The organism is Spartinivicinus ruber (genome assembly GCF_011009015.1).
Taxonomy (GTDB): Bacteria; Pseudomonadota; Gammaproteobacteria; order Pseudomonadales; family Zooshikellaceae; genus Spartinivicinus; species Spartinivicinus ruber.
This window is the reverse complement of record NZ_CP048878.1, coordinates 430,636-448,350: the sequence shown is the minus strand read 5'-3', so window position 1 is coordinate 448,350 and position 17,715 is coordinate 430,636. Positions and strand designations below refer to the sequence as shown.

Below are 17,715 nucleotides of genomic sequence, written 5' to 3'. Positions count from 1 at the left end.
AAAAAGTATAGTTACCCTCTTCCTGAAAAGGGTAACTATTTCCCAATAGTTAGTAATTTTGCTTAACTTGACTAAAATATTGCTGTTTAAAGAAGCTATACAGTTTTTCAGCTAGTACTTTATGTGCTGCTGTAGTTGGGTGTACCTTATCCCAAAATAAGTAGCCATCGCAATTATCTGGGGCATTGCCTGCTATATCTATGCTCTCTGCAGCCTTGGGCTCATCACTGTACAATCCTGACCTGTCTTTTAACCTGTAAGTCTCTCTTTGCCGCTGATACATTTGTTGGCGGGAAGGCAATGCATCATGTAGCATAGGGTTGCTAGCAAAGTTAGGGTTATATTCAAATAACTCTTGTAATTCATATTGATTCATTTCTTCCATCTTTCTCAGTTCTTCTCCTTCTCGCCAGCTATACTGCTCTTGCTGCATCAAAGACTCACTATACGCGTACTGCTTATTTTTACCTTTAATAAAAGGACGCCAAATATAACCTTTGGTATAACATGCTTGATCAGTATTAGTAAAACCCAGCTCTGCTGCATTTTGAATCATTTTCTCTAGTTCGCCAGCAATATCATATAATTTAACTTTTTCAGGGTTTCTTGTCCCCATCAATCGTACCAACTCTTGATTATGTTTTATCGAAACAGCTTCTAAATCAGTTGATTGACTGTAATCATAATAAATAGAAAAAGGGGGAATATTCAGCTTAGGCATATTAATAACCAAGACCTGAGCAGCTCCACCAATTAACGCCTTACTAATTGTTTGATCAATCGCCAACATAACCTGATCAGTATCTCGCCAGTTATTCGTCATATAATCGTTGGCACCCGCCCAAATCACTACAAGATCTGATGACTGGAATTGATCATTTTCTAAAAACTGTTTTACCTCATATTCAAGATTATTAATTACCTGATAAGTAGGGTTATAAGATACTTTTTCATATGAAGCGGCAGTTGCGCCCCCCTCTGCTTCATTAATAATGGTTAAATTAAGAGCATCCTGCTGCAAAGTTTCTTTGATATAATCAACCCAAACCGGACCATCGGAAAACCGTCCTACATGATAAGGGGGACTAGATGGTAACCAGCCTTTGGACTTTTTATACATTTTCCCTGTATCACTTAAACTATCACCAAATATTATTATTCGATTAATACTGTTTAAGTTTTTCGCCTGGAGTTGAGTTGATAAAGAAAAGGTAAGTAAAATTAAAGCAAGGTAAATTAATTTTTTCATAAGCAGCCATTTATTATTGTTATCTTTCATCTTATATTATATATCTTAGTGACTTATAAAGTATGTAATATAAGGTGAATTCAGCACATTAATTGCCGTGTATTCCTTAGTTCTGTAAAGTAACGAATATGAACACACAACAACCAGTTTTTATTATTATTTATAATTCTACTTTATAACACTTGTTTAAAATGGATGACTGATCACAAAAATAGATTACTAAATAAAATTAACAATGTCGATAGCTTTATATGTCCACATAAATAAGTTTGAATAAACGATACATAACAGTGAAATAAATCACATTTATATTTACAAATAGTTAAAAGTTTTTCCTTGATTAGGCTATCTCTATACTCAACCTAACGTACGATCAATAGTAACCCTACTTTAAAGATCAAAAATTGTTCATTCTTCGCCTCGCTAGACATATTAGTGCCAGCTAAATATTATCATTCTTTGATCAACACAATGCTGACGAGGATTTGGGCCTCACATATGCGTTTACTTCATACATCAGATTGGCATTTAGGCCAACACTTCATGCATAAGAGCCGTGAGGCTGAACACCAGGCATTTTTAGAGTGGTTGCTTACAACCATTGATGAGCAAAAAATAGACATACTAATAGTCGCCGGAGACATCTTTGATACAGGTACACCGCCCAGTTATGCTCGAAAGTTATACAATAATTTTATGGTTGGCATTCAAAGCACCCAATGTCAGCAAGTCGTGATTGTAGGAGGTAATCATGACTCTGTAGCGGTATTGCACGAGTCCCGCAGTATTTTGTCCTGTTTAAATGTCACGGTAATTGGTGCCATCTCTGATAGTCTTGATCAACAAGTACTTACAGCTAAGGATAGTGAAGGCAAGCCAGCAGCCATTATTTGTGCAATACCTTATATTCGCCCAAGAGATGTATTAGCTAGCCAAGCATGCCAAACCCAAACAGAAAAACAACAAAATCTCGAGCAGGCAATAGCAGATCATTATCAGCAGGCTTTCAAAGTTGCTCAAAAAAAAGCCGACGAGTACAGCCTAGGGAAACCGTTGCCGATCGTTATGACTGGCCACTTGGCTTCTGTTGGCTGCAAATCCTCTGAGTCAGTACGCGATATTTATATTGGCAGTTTAACAGCCTTCTCAGCTGATCATTTTCCACCTGCCGATTATATTGCATTAGGGCACCTTCACAGCAGCCAACAAGTATCTGATCTGGATTATATTCGCTATTCAGGCTCCCCTATTCCCCTCAGTTTTGACGAGTTAAACGATGTAAAGCAAGTGCTGTGCGTTGAATTATCAGTAAATTGCCCAAGAGCTATCGAATCCATTGAAATCCCTCGCTTTCAACCAATGGCAACCATTAAAGGCAACTTAGTTAGTATTGAAGGCCAATTAAATGAGCTTGAGTTGCCAAAACCAGGTAAAACAACTTGGCTAGAAATAGTAGTTGAAGAAGACGACTATTTAACTGATTTACAATCTCGCATTCAAGCAATAATCGCAGATAAACCATTTGAAATACTAAAAGTAAAGCGCAACCGGTCCCAACAACAAGCGATCGAATTGGCAGCCAAAGAGACCTTAACGGAGTTATCCCCACTGGAGGTATTTCAACGACGCCTTGCACAAGAGTCACTAGAAGATGCAATAAAAGATCAGTTAATCCATCACTTTAATTGTATTGTCAGCGAACTTAACGAAATTGATACAGAAGCGCCTGAACTTAAATCGATAAAATCAAGCAAAGTAAAATCAATAGAGAATGATCAAGCTAATAATAAGGAAATGTCTTCTTTACAGGACGCACCACTGAAATGAAAATTTTAAGTTTAAGGCTAAAAAATATTAACTCTCTTAAAGGCGAATGGTTGATTGACTTTACTCAACCAGACTTTGTCAATAATGGATTATTTGCCATTACCGGCCCGACTGGAGCAGGTAAAACCACATTGTTGGATGCCATTTGTCTTGCTTTATATCATAAAACTCCACGTTTAGATGTTATCTCGACAACCAGCAACGATTTAATGAGCCGCCACACTTCGGAGTGCTTGGTAGAAGTAGAGTTTGAAGTAAAAAGCCAACGTTATCGCGCCTTTTGGCAACAGCGACGAGCTCGAGGTAAAGCGACCGGGAATTTACAACCACCAAAAGCAGAACTTGCTAAACTAAATGGTAGCAGTGAAGGAACTATTATTGCCGACAAACTTACCGAAACCCGAAGTCAAATAGAGGAAATTACAGGTTTAGACTTTAGCCGATTTACTAAATCAATTTTACTGGCTCAAGGTGGTTTTGCCGCTTTTTTAAATGCCAAACCCAATGAACGTGCAGAGTTACTAGAAGAACTGACTGGTACGGAAGTGTATGGACAAATTTCTCAGCGAGTTTACGAACGTTGTCAGCACGAAAAAACCAAGTTATCACTGTTAAATGAAAAAGCCAATAATACTGAATTACTCACAGAGGAAACCAAGCAGCAATTTTTCTCAAAACAAGCAAACCTAGTCGAATTACTGAATAATCTAGATATCGAACTTAAAAAATATAATAAACAAAAAAACTGGCTTGAACAAATAGCAGCAACTGAGACAAAAATAAGTCAAACTCAATATAACATTGAAAGGCATCAAGAAACAATCACTCAAGCAGCCCCAGATGTAAAAAAACTAGATGACTATCTACCAGCTTTAGAAATTAAGCCTGTTTACGATGCCTGGTCAGATATCAATAAGCGCTATGAAAGCAACCAATTGGAAATATCAGGACAGCTAAATGTACAAGAAACCATTTTGCAAGAAATAAAACTGGCAGGCGAACAGGTTAAAGCGATAACTGTGACCTGTAAACAATATCAAGAAGATCAAAACAAGCTAGAAAAACTAGTAGATCAGATTTTACCTCTAGATACTAAAATAGCCAACTTGGTTGAACAGCAACAACAATTTGAAAAAAACTTAACTCAACTAAAACAAGCACAAAGTAAACATCAAGATGACCTTGATAAAGCCATTCAACAATATACTGAAACAAAATCAAACTTTACTAGCGCTAAAAAATATTTAGACGTTAACTCACAACATAAATATCTAGCCGAAAAGCTAGGAGTATGGCAAGAACAACTCAAACAACGAAAAATAATTATTGAGAAAAAACAGGAAGACACTCATAAACTTAATCAAACTAATGAGTTAATTACAAACAAAAATCAACAGCTTCGTCATTTTAAAAAAACCATCTCTGAAAAAAAAATATCACTGCAACAGCAACACAATCAGTTTCAATCTTTATCAGACAAAACCAGCCAACTATTAGCTGAACACAGTGAAGAAACCCTGGAAGTTGCTTACCACCAATCAGTAGCGCAGCGCCCTTTGTTAAATCAACTTGAAAGCCTAGCCAACAAGTATCAAGAGCTCACTCACAATCAAAAGAGCCTAGATGCTAAACATAACTTAATAAAAAATCAGCTGACTGAATACAACTATCAAATAACGACAAAAAAACAGATAAAAGCAACTATTCAAGCACACCTAGCGACGATTGAGAAAAATTTAATCTTAGAACGTAACATTCAAAGCCTTGCTACACACCGCGCTAAACTGCAAGAAGGTCAGCCATGCCCCCTCTGTGGTGCAGAAGAACATCCTTCAATAACAGAGTATCAGCAAATAGATCCCTCCCAAACAGAGCAGCAACTATTAGCCAAACGGAAGGAGTTATCAGAACTAGAAGAAGTTTTACAAAATGTCAGTAATGACATAATTTCTCTCACTCAACAAAATCAATACAACCAACAACAAATTGAAGACATAGCGAAACAAGTTGAACAATGTAACAGTGATTGGGATAAACTGACTTGCCAAGTGGCAATATCCCTCGCTATAACCGATTCGGTTGCTATAACAACTTTTTTACAATATAGCCACTCACAACAGGAAAATATTTCTAGTCAATGGTATGAATATAAATCCCTAAAAAAACAATTAACAGAGCAACAACAGCGAATACAAATATTAGTAACAGAAGAAGCACAGAATGAAACTGAATTAAAATTGATAAAACAATCTATAGAAAGCTTACAAGCTCAACACCAAACTGAAGCCACAAATTTAGATAGTATCCAACAACAACTCGAAGCATTGGAAACTTCGCTTAGTAAAGAACTTACCGGCTTTAATGAAGAGTTACCAAGCTTAAGTTGTCAACACGACTGGCTTAACCAGCAAGTGTTAATCAGCCAGAAATATCAACAAACTCAGCTACAGCATGACAAACTACTGCAAGCTTTAGCAGAAAATAAATTGATAATCAAAGCAATAGAAAAGGATACTCAACAAACAACACAGCTTATAGAAGCCAACACTGACTCGTTAGCCACCATCAATAACAACTTAAAACAACATCAGGTGGAGCGTTATCAACTCTTTGGAGATAAACAAATTCATACTGAACGCAGCCAATTAAAACAACAGTTAGCTGATCAGGAAAAGCTATTACAAACAACCACAGAGCAACATCAGCAACATCAACAACGCTATAACCAATTATCCGGACAAATAACCAACTTGCAAGAAAGTAAGCGAGTATTGAAACAACAGCTACTAGATATTACACAACAATGGCAACAAGCGTTAGCCAAGAGTCCATTTAGCAGCCAACAATTATTTGAACAGGCTTTACTCTCTTCTGCGGAATATCAGCGGTTACGAGAGTTAAAACAGCAACTGGACAGTGAGCAACAACGTTATCAAGCTTTATTACACGATGCGAAGCAAACCTTAATGAACTTACAAAAGGAACAGCAAACCGAACAAACCATTGATGAAATTAACAATAAACTGGTTAAACTAGCGAGTCAGCAAAAACTCTATCAAGAAAAAGTAGCCGAATTAAGGGCTACCTTAAAAGCAAATACTGGCGCTGAGCTAAAACAACAAGTACTATTAACAGAAATAAAACAACAGCAGTCTTTTACTGATAGCTGGGTAAAGCTGGATAGTCTTATTGGTTCCGCTAAAGGGGATAAATTTCGCCGTTTTGCTCAAGGTGTTACTTTGGATCACCTTGTTTATATAGCAAATCAGCAAATACAGCGATTACATGGTCGATATCAACTGAAACGTAAACTCACTGAAGAGTTAGAAATAGTTGTAGTGGATACCTGGCAAGCCGATGTAGAAAGAGACACCAAAACCTTATCAGGTGGCGAAAGCTTTTTAGTCAGCTTAGCCTTAGCTCTGGCACTTTCCGACTTAGTCAGTTACAAAACCTCCATTGACTCTTTATTTCTAGATGAAGGATTCGGCACCCTAGATGCAGAAACACTTGATACAGCACTGGATGCCTTAGATGCCCTTAATGCTAGTGGTAAAATGATAGGAATCATTTCCCATGTTGAAGCTCTGAAAGAAAGAATTCCCACCCAAATTCAAGTAAAGAAAGCCAACGGTTTAGGTTATAGTAAACTGGATAGTTGTTTTGCTATTTGAAAATAATATAGTTAAAACCATTTAATGAGAAATACCATATTTTTTTATTACAGTATTTTTAAAATTTTCATCAATAGAATTCTTGAACGCATCATTTATTTTAGTATAGACAGTATCAGAAGTACTTTTACTAACAGCCATATAGTAATCATACTTAAAAGTCATAATGACTGGATTGATATCATTAAAATCATATCCAAGTTTTTTCATCCTTATAGGCAAGCTGATGTTATTCCCCGATATTAGGTCAATTTTTAAATTAAATAATTTTCTTATATTTTCTTCTTCTGAAATAGTTATATTAAGCCCATTGCTTTCAGTAATACCTATTGAACTAAAAAATTGATGACTTACATCACCACGCATAATACCAATAATATATTTTTTTGCATCATCTATATTTGATAAAACAACATCTGTTCTCGTGTGTAGTTTATATAAATAAAACTGTTTTCCTGAAAATAAAGGCCCTACCCACTTAAATAGTGGCTCTCTTTGTGGAGTGCGCAAAATGGTATAAATGATAACATTGGGTTTATTTAGAGCAATCTCGTATGAGCGCGCCCAAGGATATAAATGAATGTTATACTTGTAGTTGGTTTTATCTAATGTTTTTTTAACAATATCCGTTGAAGCCCCGACTATCCTCTCTTCACTACGGAAGTTATAAGGAGGCCAGTTTTCTGTCACCACCAACAACTCATTGGCACTGAGCCGCAACACGCCCAAAACACCGATAATAAAAGTCAAACACCTTGCTATCATTCAGTTAAGCCTATTAACAAAACCACGCTTAATTATAGTAGCTGCACGCTGCTACCTTAAAAGTTATTTAATATTCGCGTTGTAATAAACGTGTGAATTGTGTACAATTTTGTCCCTTTATGTTTGATGTTATGCCCAAACTCTAGGGTTTTATAAGAAGTAGGAGTAACCACCAGATGCTAAGGACAACAGCAGCGCTATTACTAACTATTACCACTCTGCTTGTCAGCACTGCCAATGCTGAGATTTATCGTTGGGTTGACAAAAATGGTAAAGTCCATTTCAGCGATAAGAAACCTCAGCATAAACCAGCAAGTACTATTGATATCAACCAAACCAATACTTATCAAAATATTGAGTTAAAGCCTTTAGGTCCATCCTCAGTCAAGTCAAGTAATAAACGTAACCGTGGAGTAGTGATGTACAGTGCTGAGTGGTGCGGTTACTGTAAAGTAGCTAGAAACTATTTTCAGTCGAACAAAATTCCATTCAAAGAATACGATATCGATAAAAATGAAAAAGCTCGGCAAGAATACCAAGAGCTAGGTGGAAAAGGCGTGCCATTAATCTTAGTGGGCAAAAAGAAAATGTCTGGCTTTACTCAACAACGATTTGAGTCTTTATATAATCGAAAAAAATAATTCAATCTTATACCCCGCCTCTGTAGAGAACCTCTAAAAATTTTAGTTTTTAGGGGTGCTTTGTAGATTTATGTAATACTTGTGGCCAACTCGCATTAGGGTGCAGTTTCACATAAGCCTTTCCTTCCATCACTGGCTCCAATTCAGCTAAATAATTTACTAAGTAATCTCCTTTAACCTTTAATCTTACCGGATACAATAAGTCACTAAATGAAGAGGCTCCCTCAATTGCTAAGGGGTCTTGCTTAGCAGTGGGTGAAATAAAAGTAATCGTTGCTGGAACAATTATGTCGGTCAATTTTAATAAGGTGATTCTTGCTTCAGAGTTAAGCTCAGCTAAGTTAGCTTCCTCCTTTTCAAGAAAAATTAACATTTCGGCACCTGTCGCATTTAACATCTCCAGTAAAATGGTATCAGGCTTAATTTGTTGTTTTTTTTTCACTTTTATTTGCAATATTCTTCCAGATACAGGCGCCTTGATTTCAGTATGCTCTAGTTGTTGTGTTAATATTACGATTTGTTGTTGCAAATGACTGATTGCTTCTTGGTTTATATTATCCATTTCTCGCGCTAACCGGCAACCAAGTTCCGCTAACTCAATATTTCGGGTATGCGTTGGTTCATTTAGGGAGCAATGACGATGTGAGTCAGTATTTTGTTGTTTCAATAAAGCCAAGCGCTGTTCAACTTTACTGATCTCAGCTTTAATGGGCGACTGACTTAACTCTACAAGCAGTTGATCTTGTTTTACAATAGCCCCGCCCTGGACTTTAATACGTTTAATTTTCCCAGATATGACACTCGTTAAACTAATAACAGGGAGCTTTAGCTCGCTTTTAGCAACAGCAATGCCAGGATAAACATGGCTATAAATAAACCAGCTAGTAATACCGGCAAATATAATAAAGAGTATGACCGCAGATGAATACTGCCAAGGTTTTAGATAGTAAAACGATTTCATACTCTTTATGTATCCTTGATACCCTCTTAGTCAAAGAATAGAAGTTGATATCAACTATTATTCATTCAGTTCGATAAACTTTTCTCCTTTAAATATACGCCTAGGATTACCTCGTTCCAATTGTGTATGCTGCTGCCAACGTTTGGTATTTTCAACAGCAACTGCCGTTTGCTCTAACTCATCAAGCTTCTCTTGTAAGCGAAGTAAGGCAAGCTTCTTATTGCTATGTTGGCTTCGCTGACTTTGTACAACACATTGAATACCTGTTGGTATATGAGTCACCTGCACTGCAGAGTCTGTGGTATTAACATGTTGCCCTCCTGCACCTTGAGCCCGACAAGTGGTGATTTTGATCTGATCTCTGGGAATCTCTAACGCCTTTACCCGCCAGTAACGACCAGAAAAAAACCAGTTTTTACGCTTATGCCCACGGCGAAACTCACTCTCATTTTGCCAAAGCAAAGTACCATGCCAACTTTGCACAAATGCTTCTGCCTCCGCTCCTGTTACAGTATAAAGTACAGAGTGACAACAACCTTTATTATTAGCTGCTATACACTCTACTTCGTTCAACTCAATATCAAACCGCTTTGCTTCTACAGCTAAATAATTTGCAGCTAAAGCAACAGCCCGAGTACATTCTACAGGACCTCTACCAGCGCTCAATTGTAACCAAAACATCAACAACCCCCACTCTTCGCTGTTTTGTAGGTCAAAATGGGTTTAAGGCTAGCGATCAACTCAATCAACCCAGCATCTTTTAAGTCTTGAATTACTTGATCAATTGACTTATAAGCCTGGGGGGCTTCTTCATAAAGTAATGCTTTATTTTTACAAACAACATGACCACCCAGTGATGTTTTTTGTAAATCCTGCACGCGATATTTAGCAGATAGCCGTGCTTTTGCCTCAGAGCGTTGCCATTTTCTACCAGCACCATGAGCCAATGAAAATAAACCCTGTGGACTATTCGTTGGCTTCACCAAATAGGTCAATGCACCTCTGGAGCCTGGAATAGCAACGATACCCTGATCGCTTGGAGTTGCCCCTTTGCGATGCAGCCAACCCAAACCAGGATGTTGAGATACCAAGTTATGAGTAACATCTAGTAACGGCTCCGCATCCATGTTAAGTGTAGTTACTATCTGCCCAGCAATAAGTGAACGGTTGGCTCTCGCCCAATTAACCGCATCATTATGTTTATTTAAATAATCAGCTCCTGCTTTCGAATCAGCAACAATACCTGCTGAATTAAATTGAGCAATATGTTGATTAAGAATTTCATGGCCATAACCGCGAGAACCACTATGTACCAATAGTTGTATATATTTTTTTGATAAGTTAATACTATCTGCCAAGGACTGATCAAAAATCGTATCCACTATTTGCAACTCAGCAAAATGGTTACCACCCCCAATACTCCCTAGAGCTTGGTCATAATTGTTGTTAATAACCTCAAATTGCTGTTTAGTTAGTTTTATTTCTTCATGCCAGTCTACATCCAGTGGCTGGTCTAAAATCACGAGCTTTTCTTTCCATCGTGATATCTTTACTTTATTAATTGGCTTATCCGTTTGCCATAACCCCATACCACACCCAATATCACTTCCGACCAAATAGGGGTATAAAGTATTTTTGCTAAGAAAAGCTGCACCAATAGGATAGCTTTTTCCCGGGTGTAAGTCAGGCATACCTGCCACTTTCTGCATGTCAGGTAAATTAGCCGAAAACTTTAACTGTTCAATTGCTTTACCTTCTATCCAGGTTTTATCAGAAGCAATCAGTTCAACGTTTTCTGCTATATATTGAATAGCGCTTAAAGTGCCCATTTTTATTGTCCATATAAAAAATTTTTAATTAGACAGGGCAATCAAAGCAGGTGAAATAAAGAAGTATTAGTTAGGCAGGAACGTTAATAAATATCATCTACGCCAAACTACAAAACTACCTGAGTGCCTTGTCTATTTGTTTGAGTTTGCAAATTAGTGGTATGTGATTGCATGTTTTACCTCCCTATATAGTCTTCGTCTTCGTGAATGGTTTTAAGGTTAACTAATAAAATTAGTCCGCACTCTAAATAATCTTGCTGAAAAAATCAACTCACTCGTAATTCTTATTTAAGCTTGCGGGTGCTTCTAAAAATAGTAACTTTTTCGAGAGAGCAAGGCAGCACCGCACAGAAGGCCACAGTGTATAAAAGAAATATGAGGACCTGAGTACGGAGCTAACACAGCTATCGCGGAAAAGGTGCATTTTTATAGATGCCCTTATCGATTATTTCCTGATAACCGGCTTTATAATCAGGATACTTAAACTGATAACCTAAATCCAACAACAACCGATTACTGCATCGCTTGCTACTATTACTGGTCCGGCTAAGCGGTAATGTGGGTTCTATGCTTAACTGAGATGCTAGCCAACCAACCACATCACTCAACCTGGCAGGTTGATGATCAACACCATTGTAACACTTTGCTAATTCCACTCCCTGGTTATCCTGCTCGATTAAATAAGCCAAAACACCTGCACAGTCATCCTGATGAATGCGATTAGTATATGGGTCGTTTGATTTAACCACACCATAGCCTGCTTTAACTTGTTTAACCAAGTATTCTCGGCCTGGACCATAAATACCAGAAAAACGCACTATTGTTGAAGGCAGGTTACTTTTAGCCAACAGTTGTTCTGCCTCCAATAATCGCTGCCCCAAGCCTAAAGGTAACGTCTCACTGGTTTCTGTCACCCACTCATCGTTTTGCTGGTGATAAACCCGGCTGCTGGAAACATACAGCAATCGACGAGTATTCTGCTTAGTTTTTTCTAACCAGGTAGTCAGATTGGCTAGCCCTTTTACATAGGCTTGATAGTAGCCCTCGTCGGTACGTTCACTGGCTGCAATAGCGTAAACTACATAGTCACAAACAGGCCAGTTTGAGAACGTTCTTTCAACTGAAATATCAGATGCAATACGATTCACTCCATGAGGCAATAAATCTGAATTTCTTCTTACTCCCCAAACAGCAAACCCTTTTGATAACAAAAGCTTAGCTAAGCGTGTCCCAATATCGCCACAGCCAACAATTAAGCAACTTTTTTGGTCTACCATTGCATGATTCTTCTAAAAAATGTCTACTATAAAGATAAAACTGATTGATTTTTTTAATAACATGTTAATCGGCATAACAAGCCATGCTACGACGAACAAACTAAACGTTAACTTACTAATCAAAAGCAGTTGTAGTTTTTGTTTGAGCAAAATAGCATAATACTGTTTATGTATACAGTATCAAAGTTACGCAAAATACCATACTGCTTTCAGTGAACATATGCAGTATGTTAGTTGGTACTTAACAAGTAGCACTATTTATCTAAATAGCACTAAGTAAATACAGCATGCTTGATAAATAATGCTAAGTAAAAAAATGCGCACTAAAAAACCGAAAGTAGCCTGTCATGACTCTGACTGAACTTAAATACATTGTTACGCTTGCCCAAGAGCAGCACTTTGGTCGCGCTGCCGAGCGATGTTTTGTTAGCCAGCCCACCTTAAGCGTCGGTGTTAAGAAATTGGAAGACGAACTGGGTGTCGCCATTTTCGAACGTACCAAAAATGCTGTACATGTAACGCCGCTGGGACAAAAAATAATAGAACAAGCCCAAAAAGTGCTAGAAGAGGCCACAGCCATTAAACATATCTCTTCTGCTGGCAAAAACCAATTAAGCAGCCCATTGCGGGTAGGGGCGATCTTTACAATTGGTCCTTATTTGTTTCCTCATCTGGTTCCTCAACTACATAAAGTGGCACCTGAGATGCCACTTTATATCGAAGAAAACTTTACAGCAGTACTCAGACAAAAACTGCGTAAAGGAGAGTTAGATGCCATTATTATTTCGCTTCCCTTCACTGAACCTGATGTGGTTACCAAACCATTATACGACGAGCCATTTTCAGTGTTAATGCCTGCCGATCATCGTTATACACGCCTGAAAGTCGTTAACCCAGAGCACTTGGCTGAAACTGAATTATTGCTATTAAGTGAAGGCCATTGTTTTAGAGATCAGGTTTTAGACCTCTGTCCAGCACTTGCCCAAACAGCAGATAAAACCACAAAAACCCAAACTACCGTAGAAGCTAGCTCATTGGAAACCATACGACATATGGTTGCTTCCGGCATGGGGATTACTGTCTTGCCACATTCTGCTGTGCATGATGGCCACTACGCAAAGGGAATGTTGGCCAACCGACCATTTAAGTCTCCTCCTCCTTATCGTACAGTTGCGCTAGCTTGGCGAGTGAGCTTCCCTAGACCCAAGGCAATTGATGTATTAGCAGATGCATTACGGTTATGCTCTGTTGCTGATTAGCATTTTTGACGAATTAAATTGCTCTGTAACCGGTACAAAATGGCAATGGCAAATGACTTACATCAGGTCTCCATTACCCAGCTGAAAGGTGTGGGTACAAGCTTGGCTGACAAACTAGCCAAGCTAAACATTTACACTATTCAGGATTTATTATTTCATCTGCCCCTACGTTATCAGGACCGCACACGAATCACGCCAATAGGCATGCTGCAATTTGGTAACGAAGTCGTCATTCAAGGTGTCGTACTAAAATCGCAAGTCGCTTTTGGTAAACGCAGAAGCTTAATGTGCCAAGTTCAGGATGACTCTGGTATTGTTACGTTACGTTTCTTTCATTTTTCTGCCAGCCAAAAAAATAATTTAGCGTCTGGCGCCGAAATTCGTTGCTTTGGTGAAGTTCGCCATGGCAGTAGCGGTTATGAGCTTTACCACCCAGAATATCAACTGCTTACCAGTCATCAGCCCTTGCCGGTTGAAGAACACTTAACGCCGGTATATCCAACTACTGAAGGCTTAAGCCAAAAGCGTCTACGCAGCCTTTGTGCATTAGCACTCGACATGCTGAATAATCAGCATGGTCTTAAAGAATGGCTACCCAGCACTATTCAAAGCCGGTTTAAAATGGCCTCTCTCTCGGATGCGGTTAAGCTACTCCACTTACCACCACCTGAAACAGCACAACAATTGATTGCTGAGGGAAAGCACCCTGCTCAACAACGGTTAAAATATGAAGAACTATTAGCTCATCAACTTAGCTTGCTACGGTTGCGACAAAAAGCCCAAAAAATGCCTGGCTACCCACTTGCTACAGGAGAGGAACTACAACAAGCGTTGTGCAATAACCTTCCCTTTACATTAACCAGAGCACAACAACGAGTCATTAATGAAATTAATGCTGATTTAGCCAAACCTGAGCCCATGTTACGACTAGTGCAAGGTGATGTTGGCTCAGGCAAAACCATGGTAGCAGTAATGGCAGCCTTAAGAGCAGTAGCGAATGGCTATCAGGCAGCGGTTATGGCACCAACAGAAATTTTGGCCGAGCAACACCTCAATAACTTCACCGCTTGGTTAACTCCACTAGGACTGAAAGTTTCCTGGTTAGCAGGCAAGTTGAAAGGAAAAAAGCGCACTGAACAGCTGGCCAGTATTGCCTCAGGTGAAGCACATATTGTGGTGGGTACCCATGCCATTTTTCAGGACGACGTAAAATTTAAACAGTTAGCTGTAGTCATTGTGGATGAACAACACCGTTTTGGTGTTCACCAACGGTTATCTTTAATGAGCAAAGGAGAAAACGGCCAAGCTAAACCCCACCAGCTAATAATGACTGCTACTCCTATACCCCGTACTTTAGCCATGTGCGCCTATGCTGATTTAGACTGTTCTGTGATTGACGAGTTGCCACCAGGACGGACACCCGTCACCACAGTGGCAATTGAAGATTCACGCCGCCCCCATGTTATTCAGCGGGTTCAACATGCTTGCCAAGATGGCCGTCAGGCCTATTGGGTGTGCACACTAATTGAAGAGTCAGAAGCATTGCAGTGCCAAGCAGCAGAAGCCACTGCTGAACAATTACGCGAAGAGTTGCCAGATCTTCAGATTGGTCTTATCCATGGCCGTATGAAAGCCAGTGAGAAAGCCGCCATTATGGCTGAATTCAAAGCCAATAATTTAAACTTACTGGTCGCTACCACTGTTATTGAAGTGGGTGTTGATGTTCCCAATGCCAGCCTAATGATCATTGAAAACCCAGAACGACTTGGTCTTGCCCAGCTTCATCAATTGAGAGGCCGAGTAGGTCGCGGATCAACTGACAGTTATTGTGTATTACTCTACCATCGTCCTTTATCCAAGCATGGTCGCGCCCGCCTGGAAACTATGCGTGAAACAAATGATGGTTTTGCTATTGCTGAAAAAGACTTGGAATTACGTGGCCCTGGAGAAGTGTTAGGTACCCGTCAGACAGGTTTAATGCAATTTAAAATTGCCAGTTTAGAGCAAGATGCTCATCTGTTACCACTCGTAAAAAACACGGCTGAGCAACTGATTACCACTCACCCAGAAACAGTAGAACCTTTAGTTACGCGCTGGTTAGGGCAAAATGAACAATACGCAAATGTTTAATTAATTGACTCAACTCGTCTTATTTCAATCATATTATCTAGTGCAATTCTTTTCAGTATTTCATCACATCCTTGACTTGGATTAACTAATACAAGTTTGCCACCGTTTTTCATCAGCAATGTTTTTGTCACTAACAAATCTCCAATCCCCATTGAGTCAATGAATTGAACTTCAGATATATCTAACTCAACATTGTTTGGGTTGTTTGCAACAATTCCTTTAATCACCTTGCTTAAACTCATTCGCCCACCAGTAACCAACGAACCAGATAAATAAATATAAGTGGTTTTGCCACTTACCTTGTGTTTTATATTAAATGCCATAGAAAGGTCCTTTTTCTGCAACCATTTTATAAGTGGCTTTAAATAACCAAGCATACTCTTCGCTTTGGCTATATATCGCTATAAAAGTGACAACTAACTTCATACTTTCCCTATCACCTGTTTACTATAGCTAAAGTAGCAGGGCTGGATCACATATTTTACTATCCGTTACGCTTTACCAAAAAGCTAGACTTATACCCTTTATACACATTTGGTATTATCGCCAGCAGAATTTGCTAATAGTGTTAACCGAGCCTAGGGCACCTTTAAGAAAACGAACGAGAAAGCTAAAAAAATGCTCAGAAATAATAAAAGAATTAATATAACTAAACTATTAACAGGTTTATTTTTACCTTTTCTGACTAGCCCTAGTGGGGCTGATGATATAATGCAAAATCAAGAAATTCCAGACCTGCTTTGTCGTGACATCTCAAAGTGTCAAAAAATAGCAAAACCAACAGAGTGGCCTGCATCAGTTGAAGCAAAAGGTTTGGTATACGGAAACTTGTTATTTACATTCATTTTGCCACCACCAGATAAAGCCGTTCGCTCTTTTGATTCAGACTCTGGTCTTGCTGCCTTGCTTGAAAATGGCTCTGCATTCTCTTTTTATGTAACAGACCCCATGGAGGATACCACCAGAGCCTTTGAGTATGTATTTGATACTTCTATTAGCGCATTACCAAAGCAACTACCCGTCGATTATGAAGCGGCTGTAGTGATGTATGGGTTAAAAGATATGCCCGCTAAAGATACTGAGCTAAAAAAATACAAAAAAGCCCCATGGACTGTAGTAGTAGCCTTTAGTGAATCTGAAGGGGTAAAAATAATGGCTGCTCACAAACAGTTTACTGATAGACTGTTTATCGTAAAGCTTAACCCTCAAGCAAAACAATATTTTAATCAAGTCATGTCTTCTATGACATTAGGCGAAAGGTGATCAAGAAAAAATAGAGCAAAAATCCTGTTTATATATTCCATATGTATTGGGCATATCGCTGATCGATACATCAACCTTGTGATACCCATCACCTATTTTCAATTTTAGAAAACCAATTCTTCCTATACTTACAACTGATAGATTAATACAAGGCGGTATATGTCTATTTAGATATTTTAAAACTAAAAAATATACATCATCATTTTCAATAAAAATTAGCCATTAATATTTTTATCAAGGAGGATATATGAAAATATTACGCGCTTCTTTATTTCCATTTATAGTCATGATTTATCAGCCCACCCAAGCTCAAGCTGTCAATCTTATTCAAGAACAAGGTGACAACTATAACCAGATATTTCAAAGCGAAAATCCAGCTATTGCTCAAGAAAAGTTAATTACAATAAATACTGATTTTTTATTCACAATAGTGGAAGACTTAAAGCAGATAAAAATAATGCTTTTTGATGGTTTAACTATAGTGACTAACCAAGAGAAGGTTATCCATGATGTATTGCTAAGCGATCTATGGGTTGGTTCTGTTCCCAACGACAGAAACAGATCCGTTATTCTTGCTATTTCACCAGTTAGCATTTCAGGAACAATAAAGTTATCAGATAGAATTTTTTCATTCGCTTTGTTAATGGCCGACATATTCTGCGCGAAGAGATTAATCCTGACCTGAATGAAAGTGACCTGAACCAAATAGATGAAACCAAGGAAAAAAAGGGTTATTCAATTGTTAATTCCGAGCGTGAAGCAAACGATCTCTACCCATACAACGACTACTTAATATCGGAATGATTTACCTCAAAAGGCGTATATTTTTTAATATCTCCT

Annotated in this window: 14 protein-coding genes; 7 read left to right on the top strand and 7 right to left on the bottom strand. The window is 38.4% G+C overall.

Features of this window, described 5'->3' with window-relative positions:
* Positions 1–49 precede the first annotated feature (49 nt).
* Complete coding sequence (locus G4Y78_RS02065) at positions 50–1,249, bottom strand: SGNH/GDSL hydrolase family protein (RefSeq protein ID WP_163831178.1); 1,200 nt, start codon at positions 1,247–1,249, stop codon at positions 50–52.
* A 498-nt stretch (positions 1,250–1,747) separates the two neighbouring features.
* Here G4Y78_RS02065 and sbcD point away from each other — a divergent pair, with 498 nt between their 5' ends.
* Complete coding sequence (gene sbcD / locus G4Y78_RS02060) at positions 1,748–3,076, top strand: exonuclease subunit SbcD (RefSeq protein ID WP_163831176.1); 1,329 nt, start codon at positions 1,748–1,750, stop codon at positions 3,074–3,076.
* A complete protein-coding gene (locus G4Y78_RS02055; protein ID WP_163831174.1) occupies positions 3,073–6,750 on the top strand; it encodes an AAA family ATPase in 3,678 nt (1,225 codons plus the stop codon). Before sbcD ends, G4Y78_RS02055 begins: the two co-directional genes overlap by 4 nt.
* A 21-nt stretch (positions 6,751–6,771) precedes the next feature.
* Here G4Y78_RS02055 and G4Y78_RS02050 read toward each other — a convergent pair whose 3' ends face one another.
* Positions 6,772–7,515 (bottom strand): substrate-binding periplasmic protein, encoded by a 744-nt coding sequence (locus tag G4Y78_RS02050; RefSeq protein WP_222937623.1) that lies wholly within the window; start codon positions 7,513–7,515, stop codon positions 6,772–6,774.
* A 176-nt stretch (positions 7,516–7,691) separates the two neighbouring features.
* Between G4Y78_RS02050 and G4Y78_RS02045 the strand changes: the two genes are divergently transcribed.
* Positions 7,692–8,156 carry a glutaredoxin family protein gene (locus G4Y78_RS02045; protein WP_163831169.1) on the top strand — a complete coding sequence of 155 codons (465 nt, stop codon included), beginning with the start codon at positions 7,692–7,694 and terminating at the stop codon, positions 8,154–8,156.
* 49 nt (positions 8,157–8,205) lie between these two features.
* Here G4Y78_RS02045 and G4Y78_RS02040 read toward each other — a convergent pair whose 3' ends face one another.
* From G4Y78_RS02040 to G4Y78_RS02025, 4 genes are all read right to left on the bottom strand, one after another.
* Positions 8,206–9,117 (bottom strand): HlyD family efflux transporter periplasmic adaptor subunit, encoded by a 912-nt coding sequence (locus tag G4Y78_RS02040; RefSeq protein WP_163831168.1) that lies wholly within the window; start codon positions 9,115–9,117, stop codon positions 8,206–8,208.
* Positions 9,118–9,174: 57 nt separating this feature from the next.
* Positions 9,175–9,798, bottom strand: coding sequence for a peptide chain release factor H (gene prfH, locus G4Y78_RS02035; protein WP_163831166.1), 624 nt, complete (start codon positions 9,796–9,798; stop codon positions 9,175–9,177).
* A complete protein-coding gene (locus G4Y78_RS02030) occupies positions 9,798–10,946 on the bottom strand; it encodes an RNA ligase RtcB family protein (RefSeq protein ID WP_163831164.1) in 1,149 nt (382 codons plus the stop codon). The genes prfH and G4Y78_RS02030 overlap by 1 nt, the downstream gene beginning before the upstream one ends.
* Positions 10,947–11,350: 404 nt before the next feature.
* The gene (locus G4Y78_RS02025) at positions 11,351–12,223 is read right to left on the bottom strand and encodes an SDR family oxidoreductase (protein WP_163831162.1); all 873 of its coding nucleotides are present in this window, start codon (positions 12,221–12,223) and stop codon (positions 11,351–11,353) included.
* Between the two features lie 347 nt (positions 12,224–12,570).
* Between G4Y78_RS02025 and G4Y78_RS02020 the strand changes: the two genes are divergently transcribed.
* Entirely contained in the window at positions 12,571–13,482 is a 912-nt protein-coding gene (locus tag G4Y78_RS02020; RefSeq protein WP_163831160.1) for a hydrogen peroxide-inducible genes activator, read from the top strand.
* 45 nt (positions 13,483–13,527) lie between these two features.
* On the top strand, positions 13,528–15,612 hold the full coding sequence (gene recG, locus G4Y78_RS02015; protein ID WP_163836356.1) for an ATP-dependent DNA helicase RecG: 2,085 nt from the start codon (positions 13,528–13,530) through the stop codon (positions 15,610–15,612).
* Here recG and G4Y78_RS02010 read toward each other — a convergent pair.
* On the bottom strand, positions 15,609–15,935 hold the full coding sequence (locus tag G4Y78_RS02010) for an STAS domain-containing protein (RefSeq protein WP_163831158.1): 327 nt from the start codon (positions 15,933–15,935) through the stop codon (positions 15,609–15,611). The two genes, recG and G4Y78_RS02010, sit on opposite strands and share 4 nt — an antisense overlap.
* 295 nt (positions 15,936–16,230) lie before the next feature.
* On the opposite strand from G4Y78_RS02010, the gene G4Y78_RS02005 reads away from it, so the two are divergent.
* Entirely contained in the window at positions 16,231–16,875 is a 645-nt protein-coding gene (locus G4Y78_RS02005) for a hypothetical protein (protein ID WP_163831156.1), read from the top strand.
* 247 nt (positions 16,876–17,122) lie between these two features.
* Positions 17,123–17,560, top strand: a complete 438-nt coding sequence (locus G4Y78_RS02000) for a hypothetical protein (protein ID WP_163831155.1) — start codon at positions 17,123–17,125, stop codon at positions 17,558–17,560.
* Positions 17,561–17,715: the final 155 nt, after the last annotated feature.